Source organism: Streptomyces sp. Root1310 (assembly GCF_001426425.1).
Taxonomy (GTDB): Bacteria; Actinomycetota; Actinomycetes; order Streptomycetales; family Streptomycetaceae; genus Streptomyces.
Window position 1 is genome coordinate 192,163 of the sequence record NZ_LMEQ01000033.1, and the last position, 11,991, is coordinate 204,153.

At 72.4% G+C, this 11,991-nt stretch carries 12 protein-coding genes and 1 tRNA gene; 8 read left to right on the plus strand and 5 right to left on the minus strand.

Annotated features, from left to right (window positions below; translation table 11 throughout):
- Positions 1-187 precede the first annotated feature (187 nt).
- The 6 genes from paaA (at position 188) to ASD48_RS37075 (ending at position 5,121) form a co-directional block, all read left to right on the plus strand.
- Entirely contained in the window at positions 188-1,201 is a 1,014-nt protein-coding gene (gene paaA / locus ASD48_RS37050; RefSeq protein WP_057606275.1) for a 1,2-phenylacetyl-CoA epoxidase subunit PaaA, read from the plus strand.
- Positions 1,198-1,485, plus strand: a complete 288-nt coding sequence (gene paaB, locus ASD48_RS37055; RefSeq protein ID WP_057606276.1) for a 1,2-phenylacetyl-CoA epoxidase subunit PaaB — start codon at positions 1,198-1,200, stop codon at positions 1,483-1,485. The genes paaA and paaB overlap by 4 nt, the downstream gene beginning before the upstream one ends.
- A complete protein-coding gene (gene paaC / locus ASD48_RS37060) occupies positions 1,482-2,204 on the plus strand; it encodes a 1,2-phenylacetyl-CoA epoxidase subunit PaaC (protein WP_057606277.1) in 723 nt (240 codons plus the stop codon). The genes paaB and paaC overlap by 4 nt, the downstream gene beginning before the upstream one ends.
- Positions 2,198-2,737: a 1,2-phenylacetyl-CoA epoxidase subunit PaaD gene (gene paaD, locus ASD48_RS37065; RefSeq protein WP_057606278.1), complete on the plus strand. Its 540-nt coding sequence runs from the start codon at positions 2,198-2,200 to the stop codon at positions 2,735-2,737. Before paaC ends, paaD begins: the two co-directional genes overlap by 7 nt.
- The gene (locus ASD48_RS37070; RefSeq protein ID WP_057606279.1) at positions 2,737-3,798 is read left to right on the plus strand and encodes a 2Fe-2S iron-sulfur cluster-binding protein; all 1,062 of its coding nucleotides are present in this window, start codon (positions 2,737-2,739) and stop codon (positions 3,796-3,798) included. Before paaD ends, ASD48_RS37070 begins: the two co-directional genes overlap by 1 nt.
- A 99-nt stretch (positions 3,799-3,897) precedes the next feature.
- Positions 3,898-5,121 carry an acyl-CoA dehydrogenase family protein gene (locus tag ASD48_RS37075; protein WP_057606280.1) on the plus strand — a complete coding sequence of 408 codons (1,224 nt, stop codon included), beginning with the start codon at positions 3,898-3,900 and terminating at the stop codon, positions 5,119-5,121.
- Positions 5,122-5,347: 226 nt separating this feature from the next.
- On the opposite strand, the gene ASD48_RS37080 is transcribed toward ASD48_RS37075, so the two are convergent.
- From ASD48_RS37080 to ASD48_RS37100, 5 genes are all read right to left on the minus strand, one after another.
- On the minus strand, positions 5,348-5,677 hold the full coding sequence (locus ASD48_RS37080; RefSeq protein ID WP_057606281.1) for a rhodanese-like domain-containing protein: 330 nt from the start codon (positions 5,675-5,677) through the stop codon (positions 5,348-5,350).
- 61 nt (positions 5,678-5,738) lie between these two features.
- Positions 5,739-6,536, minus strand: a complete 798-nt coding sequence (locus ASD48_RS37085; protein ID WP_057606282.1) for a J domain-containing protein — start codon at positions 6,534-6,536, stop codon at positions 5,739-5,741.
- Between the two features lie 116 nt (positions 6,537-6,652).
- Positions 6,653-8,131: a DUF2252 domain-containing protein gene (locus ASD48_RS37090; protein ID WP_057606283.1), complete on the minus strand. Its 1,479-nt coding sequence runs from the start codon at positions 8,129-8,131 to the stop codon at positions 6,653-6,655.
- A 307-nt stretch (positions 8,132-8,438) separates the two neighbouring features.
- The gene (locus ASD48_RS37095; protein WP_079074233.1) at positions 8,439-9,740 is read right to left on the minus strand and encodes a histidine kinase; all 1,302 of its coding nucleotides are present in this window, start codon (positions 9,738-9,740) and stop codon (positions 8,439-8,441) included.
- Positions 9,741-9,987: 247 nt separating this feature from the next.
- Positions 9,988-10,071, minus strand: a tRNA-Leu gene (locus tag ASD48_RS37100).
- Positions 10,072-10,482: 411 nt separating this feature from the next.
- On the opposite strand from ASD48_RS37100, the gene ASD48_RS37105 reads away from it, so the two are divergent.
- Entirely contained in the window at positions 10,483-11,355 is an 873-nt protein-coding gene (locus tag ASD48_RS37105; protein ID WP_057606285.1) for a DUF3662 and FHA domain-containing protein, read from the plus strand.
- Positions 11,356-11,365: 10 nt separating this feature from the next.
- Positions 11,366-11,881 (plus strand): FHA domain-containing protein, encoded by a 516-nt coding sequence (locus tag ASD48_RS37110; protein ID WP_020130618.1) that lies wholly within the window; start codon positions 11,366-11,368, stop codon positions 11,879-11,881.
- The last annotated feature ends 110 nt before the right edge of the window (positions 11,882-11,991 follow it).

Genomic DNA, 11,991 nt, shown 5'->3' on the forward strand with positions numbered 1-11,991 from the left:
ACACCCGGGCCGGGAAGGGCCGGGGCAGGTTGTCCACAGGGGATGCCCGCAGGTTATCCACAGCGGTTGACACCTTACGACGGCCGTCCCACCATGGAATCGCACGGACCGAACGATCGGTCGGGAGAAGGCTCGGCAGAGCCGAGGCCAAGGCGCCGAGCCGAGGCCCGAGGTCAAGGGGGACCGCATGGCGACAGCAGCCGCGCACCAGACGGCCCGCACACAGCCGCACACCGGGCAGGACGGCGGAGCCGGAGCCGACGAGGCGTACGCGCGCGTCTTCGACGCCACCGTGGCCGCCGACGAACGCATCGAGCCACGCGACTGGATGCCCGACGCCTACCGCGCGACGCTGGTACGCCAGATCGCCCAGCACGCCCACTCCGAGATCATCGGCATGCAGCCGGAGGCCAACTGGATCACCCGCGCGCCCTCCCTGCGCCGCAAGGCCATCCTCATGGCGAAGGTCCAGGACGAGGCGGGCCACGGGCTCTATCTGTACAGCGCCGCCGAAACCCTCGGCGCCAGCCGTGAGGAACTGCTCGACAAGCTCCACTCCGGCCGCCAGAAGTACTCCTCGATCTTCAATTACCCCACGCTGACCTGGGCCGACGTCGGCGCGATCGGCTGGCTGGTGGACGGCGCCGCGATCACCAACCAGGTGCCCCTGTGCCGCTGCTCCTACGGCCCGTACGCCCGCGCGATGGTCCGCGTCTGCAAGGAGGAGTCCTTCCACCAGCGCCAGGGGTACGAACTGCTGCTGGCCCTGAGCCGAGGCACCCCTGAGCAGCACGCGATGGCGCAGGACGCGGTGGACCGCTGGTGGTGGCCGTCACTGATGATGTTCGGCCCGCCCGACGACGAGTCCGCGCACTCCGCGCAGTCGATGGCCTGGAAGATCAAGCGCCACTCGAACGACGAACTCCGCCGGCGCTTCGTCGACATCTGCGTCCCCCAGGCGGCCTCGCTCGGCCTCACGCTGCCCGACCCGGACCTGAAGTGGAACGAGGAGCGGGGCCACCACGACTTCGGAGCCATCGACTGGACCGAGTTCAAAGAGGTCCTCAAGGGCAACGGCCCGTGCAACGAACAGCGGATCACACAACGCAGGCGCGCCCACGACGAGGGCGCGTGGGTACGCGACGCGGCCGCCGCCTACGCGGCCAAACACAGCTCTGGGACGGAAGTGGAGCAGGCATGACGAACACCGACTGGCCCCTGTGGGAGGTCTTCGTGCGCTCCCGGCGCGGCCTCTCCCACACCCACGCCGGCAGCCTGCACGCGCCGGACGCCGAGTTCGCCCTGCGCAACGCGCGCGACCTGTACACCCGGCGCGGCGAGGGCGTCTCGATCTGGGTCGTGCCGTCCTCCGCGATCACGGCCTCCTCGCCGGACGAGAAGGACCCGTTCTTCGAGCCCGCCGCCGACAAGCCGTACCGGCACCCGACGTTCTACGAGATCCCGGAAGGGGTGAAGCACCTGTGACCACGACGACGCACACCCACAGCGCCGCCCTCGCCCTCGGCGACGACGCCCTGGTGCTCTCCCACCGGCTGGGGGAGTGGATGGGCCACGCGCCCGTGCTCGAGGAGGAGGTCGCGCTCGCCAACATCGCCCTCGACCTGCTGGGCCAGGCCCGGATCCTGCTGTCGATGGCCGGCGACGAGGACGAGTTGGCATACCTGCGTGAGGAACGCGCCTTCCGCAACCTGCAGTTGGTAGAGCAGCCCAACGGCGACTTCGCCCACACCATCGTCCGCCAGCTGTACTTCTCCACCTACCAGCACCTGATGTACGCGCGGCTGGCGTCCGTGGAGGGCCCGTTCGCGGGACTGGCGGCGAAGGCCGTCAAGGAGGTCGCCTACCACCGCGACCACGCCGAACAGTGGACGCTGCGGCTGGGCGACGGCACCGAGGAGAGCCACGAGCGGATGCAGCGGGCCTGCACGGCGCTGTGGCGGTTCACCGGGGAGATGTTCGCCCCCCTGGACGGCCTCGACCTCGACCGGTCGGAGCTGGAGTCGGCCTGGCTGGAGTCGGTGCGGAGCATGCTGGAGCGGGCCGGCCTGGCCGTGCCCGAGGGATCGCGCACCGGAGCCTGGAGCGCCGGCGCGGGCCGCGAGGGGCTGCACACCGAGTCCTTCGGACGCATGCTCGCCGAGATGCAGCACCTGCACCGCAGTCACCCGGGTGCGTCATGGTGACGCTCACCCCGCTGGAGGCGGAACTCCTCGAGGTCGCGGGCTCGGTGCTCGACCCCGAACTGCCCGTGGTCACGCTCCGGGAGCTCGGCGTGCTGCGCGCGGTGCACGTGCGCGACACGGACGCCGTCGACGTCGACCTGACCCCCACCTATACCGGCTGCCCGGCGGTGGAGGCGATGTCCCTGGACATCGAACGGGCGCTGCAGGCACACGGGGTCCGCGAGGTCACCGTGCGCACGGTGCTGTCCCCCGCCTGGTCGACCGACGACATCTCCGCCGAAGGGCGCCGCAAGCTCCGGGAGTTCGGCATCGCACCGCCCCGCGTGCGCACGGCAGCCGAGCCGGTCGGCATCACCCTGGGCCCCACCCGGACCCGGGACGCGGACACGGGCGCGGACCTGGAGCCGATCCTCTGCCCGCACTGCGGCTCCGCCGAGACCGAGCTGCTCAGCCGCTTCTCCTCCACCGCCTGCAAGGCGCTGCGGCGCTGCCTCGCCTGCCGTGAACCCTTCGACCACTTCAAGGAGTTGTGATGGCCCGCTTCCACCCGCTCCAGGTGGCCGCGGTGGACCACCTCACCGACGACTCCGTCACCCTCACCCTCACGGTTCCCGACGCGCTGCGCGAGGAGTACCGGCACGCGCCCGGCCAGCATCTCGCCCTGCGCCGCGTGGTCGACGGCACCGAGGTCAGGCGGACGTACTCGATCTGCTCCCCCGCACCCGGTCCCGACGGTACGGGGCCCGGCACGCTGCGGGTCGGCGTGCGCCTGGTCGAGGGCGGGGCCTTCTCGACGTACGCGCTGAAGGAGATCGCCGTCGGCGACGAGCTGGACGTGATGACGCCCGCCGGCCGGTTCACCCTCACCCCCGCGCCCGGCCGGTACGCCGCGATCGTCGGCGGCAGCGGGATCACGCCGGTGCTGTCGATCGTCTCGACGCTGCTGGCCCGCGAGCCCGCGGCCCGGTTCTGCCTCGTCCGCAGCGACCGGACGGCCGCCTCGACGATGTTCCTGGAGGACGTCGCCGACCTCAAGGACAGGTACCCCGAGCGGTTCCAGCTGGTCACCGTGCTCTCCCGGGAGGAACAGCAGGCCGGGCTGCCGTCCGGGCGGCTGGACCGGGAGCGGCTGACCGGGCTGCTGCCGTCGCTCCTGCCGGTGGCGGAGGTGGCGGGGTGGTTCCTGTGCGGGCCGTACGGCCTCGTCCAGGGCGCGGAACAGGCCCTGCGGGAGATCGGGGTCGACCGGTCCCGGATCCACGAGGAGATCTTCCACGTGGAGGACACGGCGCCCCCGGCGCGCGTGGCGGCTCCCACCCACAGCACCGTGACCGCCCGGCTCGACGGCCGGGGCGGCAGCTGGCCCGTGCGGGACGGGGAGTCGGTCCTCGAGACGGTGCTGCGCAACCGTCCGGACGCGCCCTACGCCTGCAAGGGCGGGGTGTGCGGGACCTGCCGGGCCTTCCTGGTCTCCGGCGAGGTGCGCATGGACCGCAACTTCGCGCTGGAACCGGAGGAGACGGACTCCGGATATGTGCTGGCCTGCCAGTCACATCCGCTGACGGAGGCGGTGGAGGTGGACTTCGACCGGTAGGGGGCGCGCGACGAAGGGGCGCCCGACCGTTCCCTTCTTCTAGAACCTGTTCTATCTTGACGCTCCGTCAGATCAGCTGACCCGTCGGGAGGACAGGCCGTGGACTTCACCTTCACCGAGGAGCAGCAGGCGGCGGCGGAGGCGGCCCGGGGGGTGTTCGCCGGGGTCGCCCCCGACGCGGTGCCGAGTCCCGCGCTCACCAGGGGCGCCGTGGCCGACGACTTCGACCGCGCGCTGTGGGCGAGGCTCGCCTCGGCGGACCTGCTGAGCCTGCTGCTGGACGAGGAGTTCGGCGGAGCCGGCCTCGACGCGATCGCGCTCTGTCTGGTGCTGCGCGAGGCGTCGAAGGTGCTGGCACGGGTACCGCTGCTGGAGAGCAGCGCGGCCGCGGCCGCCCTACAGGCCTACGGCGGGCCGGAGTTGAAGTCGTCCCTGCTCGCCCGGGCCGGCCGGGGCGAGATCGTCCTCACCGTCGCCGCGAACGGCCGCACCGGCCACGATCCGGCCGAACTCGCCGTGACCGCACGGCAGAACGACACGCCGGGCGGGACCGGCGCCCGCGGCCCGGCTGACGCAAGCGGCCCGGGTGACGCAAGCGGCACGGGCGGCCCGGGGGAGCCGGGCTCCGGTGAGTGGGTGCTGGACGGCGTGCAGACGGTGGTGCCGTGGGCGTACGACGCCGACTTCGTCGTCGTACCGGCGCGCACCGGGGACGACCGCAGCGTCCTCGCCGTCGTCGCACGCGGGCACGAAGGAGTCGTGCTCGCCGAGCAGATCTCCACCACCGGCGAGCGGCTCGGCGAACTGCGTCTCGAATCGGCGAGGATCGCCGACCGGGACGTCATCACCGCCGACGGCGCCTGGGAGTGGCTGCGCGCCCTGCTGACCACGGGGACCTGCGCGCAGGCGCTCGGTCTGGGCGAGCGCGTGCTCGCGATGACCGGCGAGTACGCCGGCAAGCGGGAGCAGTTCGGACACCCCATCGCGACGTTCCAGGCCGTCGCCGTGCAGGCCGCCGACCGCTACATCGACCTGCGCGCGATGGAGGTCACGCTGTGGCAGGCCGCGTGGCGGATCGCCTCCGGGGCGCCGGGCGCGCTGCCGGCCTCCGGGGACGTCGCCGTGGCAAAGATCTGGGCCTCGGAAGGTGTACGGCGGGTCGTGCAGACCGCACAGCATCTGCACGGAGGCTTCGGCGCCGACGTCGACTACCCGCTGCACCGCTACCACGCCTGGGCCAAGCACCTGGAGCTGTCGCTGGGCCCGGCCGCGGCACACGAGGAAGCCCTGGGCGACCTACTGGCCGCCCACCCCCTCGGCTGACGCCCACCCCCGCACCACGCACCACGCACCGGCCGACCAGGCAGAACACACCGGCCGAAACGGCGCAGAACACCCGCCGACCCGGCAGGACGAACCGCCGACCCGACGAGGCGGAACCGCCGGCGAAAACCAGCAGCGCCCCTGCCCGCAGGCCCCGGCTCGCCGGTCCCCCGACCCACCAGCCCGTCTACGGCCGACCGCTGCGACGACCTGTCGTCGCGAGCGCTTACAGGACGGAGCCCGGGTTGCCCTCGTCCGTGACGACCGGGCGGCCCGTGGCCGCCCAGAACTGCATACCGCCGTCGACGTTCACGGCGTCGATGCCCTGCTGGACGAGGTACATGGTGACCTGGGCCGAGCGACCGCCGGAGCGGCAGATCACATGGACCCGCCCGTCCTGCGGCGCCGCCTCGGTCAGCTCGCCGTAGCGGGCGACGAACTCGCTGATGGGGATGTGCAGTGCCCCTTCGGCGTGACCCGCCTGCCACTCGTCGTCCTCCCGGACGTCCAGCAGGAAGTCGTCGTCCTTGAGGTCGCCGACCTCGACCGTGGGCACACCAGCTCCGAAACTCATACGCCCGACGCTACCCGACCGGGCAGACGACACGACCGGTCCGCTAGCCCACCAGCTCGGCCAGCTCCGCCTCGCGGGCGGCGACGTCCGCGAGGAGCTTGTCGGCGATCTCGTCCAGGAGCCGGTCCGGGTCCTCCGGCGCCATGCGGAGCATCGAGCCGATCGCGCCGTCCTCCAGTTCCCGGGCGACCAGCGCGAGCATCTCCTTGCGCTGGGCGAGCCACTCGAGACGGGCGTAGAGCTCCTCGCTGGGGCTCGGGCTCCGCTCCTCGGGTGCCGGACCGGCCGCCCACTCCTCGGCCAGCTCGCGCAGCAGGGCTTCCTCGCCACGGGCGTAGGCCGCGTTGACCCGGGTGATGAACTCCTCGCGCCGGGCCCGCTCGGCGTCCTCCTGGGCCAGGTCCGGGTGCGCCTTGCGGGCCAGCTCGCGGTACAGCTTGCGGGCCTCCTCGCTGGGCCGTACCCGCTGCGGGGGCCGGACCGACTGGTCCGTGAGCATCGCCTCGGCCTCGGGGAAGAGGCCTTCGCCGTCCATCCAGCCGTGGAACAGCTCCTCGACCCCGGGCATCGGCATCACCCGGGCCCGCGCCTCGGCGGCCTTGCGCGCGTCCTCGGGATCACCGGTGCGGGCCGCCTTGGCCTCGGCGATCTGGGCGTCCAGTTCGTCGAGCCGGGCGTACATCGGGCCGAGTTTCTGATGGTGGAGCCGCGAGAAGTTCTCGACCTCGACGCGGAAGGTCTCCACCGCGATCTCGAACTCGATCAACGCCTGCTCGGCGGCCCGCACGGCCTGCTCCAGCCGTGCCTCGGGCCGGGGCTGCTCAGCTTCGGGGGTCGTCACCCGACCAGCCTAGGCCAACGCTCCCCGGAACCCACCAGGCCGAGGATCCCGCAGGGGTCCCCCTGCCCCGGCCGCCCTGCCCGGGCTCCCCTGCTCCGTCTCCGCACGGCCGCGTCTCACACGCCCGTCTCGGCCGGGATCCGCCCCTCCCGTACCGCCGCCACCAGGTTCGAGTGGTCCGCCTCGGTGCGGTCGGCGTAGGCGACGGCGAAGGCGGCGATCGCCTCGTCGAGTTCCTCGTTCTTGCCGCAGTACCCGGCGATGAGACGAGGGTCGGCGCTGTGGGAATGAGCGCGGGCGAGAAGCGCGCCGGTCATCCGGCCGTAGTCGTCGACCTGGTCGGCGGCGAGCGCGGCCGGGTCGACGCTGCCCTTGCGGTTGCGGAACTGCCGTACCTGGAAGGGAAGTCCGTCGACCGTCGTCCAGCCCAGCAGTATGTCGCTGACCACCTGCATGCGCTTCTGGCCGATGACCACCCGGCGTCCCTCGTGCTCCACCTGCGGCACCTCGAAGCCGGCGGTCAGCAGATGCGGGACCAGGGCCGAGGCGCGGGCCTCCTTCACCTGGAGGATCAGCGGCTCGCCCCGGTGGTCGAGCAGCAGCACCACATACGACCTCGTCCCCACGCTGCCCGTGCCGACGATCCGGAAGGCCACGTCGTGGACGGCGTGACGGGCCAGCAGCGGGTGGCGGTCCTCGGACAGCGTGGTCAGGTAGTGCTCCAGGGACGCGGCCACCGCGTGGGCCTCCGCGTCCGGGACGCGGCGCAGCACCGGCGCCGCGTCGACGAAGCGGCGGCCGCCGTCCTCCGTCGGCTCGGTCGACTTCGCCGCGAACCGCCCACTGGTGTTGGCCCGCGCCTTCTCCGAGACCCGCTCCAGGGTGCCCAGCAGGTCGTGCGCGTCGGTGTGGGAGACCAGTTCCTCGTCGGCGATGGCGTTCCACGCGTCCAGCACGGGGAGCTTCGCCAGCAGCCGCATGGTGCGACGGTAGGAGCCGGCCGCGCCGTGCGCCGCCCGGCGGCAGGTGTCCTCGTCCGCGCCGGCCTCGCGGCCCGCGAGCACCAGAGAGGCGGCGAGACGCTTGAGGTCCCACTCCCAGGGGCCGTCGACGGTCTCGTCGAAGTCGTTCAGGTCGATGACCAGGCCGCCCCGCGCGTCGCCGTACAGACCGAAGTTCGCGGCGTGGGCGTCGCCGCAGATCTGGGCGCGGATCCCGGTCATGGCGGTCCGGGCCAGGTCGTACGCCATGAGTCCGGCCGAGCCCCGCAGGAACGCGAACGGCGTCGCCGCCATCCGGCCGACCCGGATCGGGGCCAGCTCCGGGATGCGGCCGCGGCTGGACTCCTCGACCGCCGCCACCGCGTCCGGCCGGGAGGGGTCCAGGTCGAAGGCGGCGTGCGCCGACCGGGGCACCCGGGCACGCAGCGCCTTGCCCGCCTCCTTGGGAGACCCCGACCGGGGCGACCCCGGCGCCGCTCCCGCTTCCGGTCCCGCTGCGGCGCGGTCGGTGGGCCACTCGGCGAAGCCCCGCACGCGGGGAAGTCTGCGTGCCCCGCTCATCTCTGTCCCCGCACCACCGGCCTCGGTCACCATGACCGCCTCCCCCGCACACGTACGTCCGTCGGCTCGACGAGCCGAACATCAACTCGTGCCGACCGTACAGCCCGACGACGGGACGGCGGCAGCCCCTGTGGACAACCTCCCGCCTGTGGAAAACCCCTCGTCCACCCCGATGGGAGAGCCCACGCGGCGGCCCGCCCCCGCCGCACGCGACAGCTTCACGACGGCGGCTCCGACAGCGGATCCGACGGCAGCTCCGACCGCGGCTCCGCCAGGGCGGCTCCACAGCGGCGGGAATGTTTCACGTGAAACACGCCTCCCGTACCAAAACGCCCACGCCTCACCACGCACAGGGCAGCTCCACAGCGATCGTGGTCGGTCCCCCGACGGGGCTGTCGACGTCCAGCACGCCGTCCAGCGCGGCGACCCGGCGCCGGATCCCCAGCAGCCCTGACCCCGCTCTCTCGTCCGCGCCGCCGAGACCCTCGTCCCGCACCACCGCTCGCAGCCCGTTCCGCAGCCGCACCAGCTCGACGGCCGCCCGCGGCGCCCCGCTGTGCTTGACGACGTTGGTGAGCGCCTCCGCCACCGCGAAGTAGGCAGCCGCCTCCACGGCCGCGGGCGCCCGGTCTCCGCGAGAACCGGCACCGCCACCCGACCCACTGCTCAGGCCCGCCGCCCGACTGCCGCCCACACCGCCACCACCCCCGACACCCCCGACACCACCGCTGGCGCCGCTGCGGCCACTGCGGCCACTGCGGCCACTGCGGCCACTGCGGCCACTGTCAAGGAGTCCTTCCACCTGCACCGTCACGTCCAGCCCGCTGCCGGCGGCCAGTGCCCGTACCGCTCCCGTGAGGCCGCGGTCGGTGAGGATCGGCGGATGGATGCCGCGGACGACGTGGCGCAGTTCCGTGAGCGCCTGCCCGGCCTGGTCCTGCGCGTCTTCCATGAGCTTGCGCGCGGAGTCCGGATCGTGGTCGAAGGCCCGCTGGGCGAGCCCGATCCGCACGGACAGGGCGACCAGGCGGGCCTGGGCGCCGTCGTGCAGGTCCCGTTCGATGCGACGCAGCTCGGCACCGTGCGCGGCGATCGCGTCGGCGCGGGTCTCGGTCAGCACCCGGACCCGGGCGGCGAGCCGCGCCTTGGGGGACGGCGCGAGCAGGGCCGCCGACCAGCGCGCCTCGACGTCGGCGAGCCGGACGACCCACGGCAGGACGACCGCGTCCCGGCGCAGCGGCCCGCACCACACCCCGTCGACGAGCAGACCCACCGGCCACAGCGGCAGCGCGAGCAGCACCAGCCAGCCGTAGACACAGTGGGCGGCCATCCAGCGCAGGTCGGCGAGGGTGCCCGGATCGCGGACGGCCGTGCGCAGCCGCTCGCGCAGGGTGCCGGTGAGCGGCTCGTAGGCCTCGGGGATATCGCGGCCCGTCCAGCCGGCCACCTGACGGCGTTTGGCCCCGGCGATCCGGCGGACCGGTAACACCGCCTCGGGCAGCATCCACGCGCCGACGACCAGAAGCGTGCCGATGGCGGCGATGAACAGCACGGTGACGAAGAGGTAGGTGCCGAAGGCCATCAGCGCCGCGACGAGCAGCCGGCCCGTGGCTCGTCCCGCCTGCCGGATCGTCGTCGTCACCGGGATCGTTCGCGCCATACATCCCACGCTAGGCCGCATCCGGGGGGAACGCGGTGTAGCCCGCTACACCCTGATGAGGCCCCCGCCGACGACCGGCCGCCCGCCCTGATCGTCACCGCCACGGGCCTGAGACGTTCCTCACACGCGGTGAGCAGCCGTGGCCAGGACACACACGTCCATGCCGGTCGGCACCTCCTCGGAACACGCGAAAGCCCCGCAGGTCTGAGACCTGCGGGGCTTTCAGCTGTGCGCGAGGGGGGAGTTGAACCCCCACGCCCTTGCGGGCACTGGAACCTGAATCCAGCGCGTCTGCCTATTCCGCCACCCGCGCATTGGGTGTGTCTTCGGGCTTGTGGGCCTTTCGGCCTGGCGCCTTCCGACACGCAGAACATTAGCACGCGGGCCAGGGTGCGTTCACATCCCTTCTGCGGGGGCAGGGAGCAGGTGGGAGGCCGTCCGCGGCGCCCGTACGTCTCGGCGGTGACTGGTTCACGTATCAACCTCGTACCTAAGGCGGCCGTCTCCCCAGGAGCCGGACGAGGACCACAGTCAGGTGCGGGACACTGGTCCTCGGCCGCCTCTACGATCCTGGGCAGAAGCGGGTGCGCAAGAGGGCGTCGACACCCGTCGACGGGGCCGACAGGGGGAACCAGCCGATTCACCGGCGCGTGGATACGATCAGTAAGCAGTACCAGGTAGGCAGCACGGCACGGGACAGCAGCCACTACGGAGGAGGTGCCCCATGGGAGTCCTGAAGAAGTTCGAGCAGCGTCTCGAGGGTCTGGTCAACGGCACCTTCGCGAAAGTGTTCAAGTCCGAGGTCCAGCCCGTGGAGATCGCCGGCGCACTCCAGCGCGAGTGCGACAACAACGCGACCATCTGGAACCGGGACCGGACCGTCGTCCCCAACGACTTCATCGTGGAACTGAGCACGCCGGACTACGAGCGGCTCAGCCCCTACTCCGGCCAGCTCGGCGACGAGCTCGCCGGCATGGTGCGGGACTACGCCAAGCAGCAGCGCTACACCTTCATGGGCCCGATCAAGGTCAACCTGGAGAAGGCGGACGACCTCGACACCGGTCTGTACCGGGTGCGCAGCCGTACGCTCGCCTCCTCCACCAGCCAGGCACCGGAGCAGCCGCCCGCGGGCGGCCGGCAGCGTCCTGGCGGGCCCGGCTATCCCGGGGCCGGAGCCGGCGCCGCCGCTCCGCCCATGCCTTCCGCCCCGCCGCCCGGCGCCCGTGCCGGCGGCTACGGCTATCCGCCCGCCGCGAGCGCCCAGCGCCCCGGTGCGGCGGCCGGCGGCCTGGCCGGGGCTCCGCAGCCCGGGTCACGGGCGCGCCACTGGATCGAGATCAACGGCACCCGCCACCAGATCTCCCGCGGGACGCTGGTGATGGGCCGCAGCACCGAGGCCGACGTACGGATCGACGACCCCGGCGTCTCCCGCCGGCACTGTGAGATCTGCACCGGTTCGCCCTCGACCATCCAGGATCTCGGCTCCACTAACGGCATCGTGGTGGACGGGCAGCACACCACCCGCGCTACGCTCCGCGACGGCTCGCGGATCGTCGTGGGCAGCACCACCATCATTTACCGGCAAGCCGAAGGGTGAAGCGGGGGCAATGTCAGAGCTGACCCTCACGGTCATGCGGCTGGGTTTTCTGGCCGTACTGTGGCTGTTCGTCATCGTGGCCGTGCAGGTCATCCGCAGCGACCTCTTCGGTACGCGTGTCACCCAGCGCGGGTCGCGCCGGGAGGCGGGGCGGGCGCAGCAGGCACAGCGCCAGCAGGCGCCCCCGCAGCAGCGCCAGCAGCCCGCCGCCGCAGGCCGCACGCGTCGTAACGCACCTACCAAGCTGGTCGTGTCCGAGGGCACCCTCACCGGCACGACCGTCGCGCTCCAGGGCCAGACCATCACTCTGGGCCGGGCGCACGACAGCACGATCGTGCTGGACGACGACTACGCCTCCAGCCGTCATGCCAGGATCTACCCGGACCGCGACGGCCAGTGGATCGTCGAGGACCTGGGTTCCACCAACGGCACGTACCTCGACCGATCGCGGCTGACGACTCCCACACCGATCCCGCTGGGTGCGCCGATCCGTATCGGCAAGACCGTCATCGAGCTGCGGAAGTAGTGCTACATCATGAGTGAGTGCGAGCGGAGCGAGCACGCGGCGGCGGCCGGCACCCATGGCCCCGGTGTGCTCCCGACCGGAGGGTGGGCAGTGTGGCTCGACACGACCGG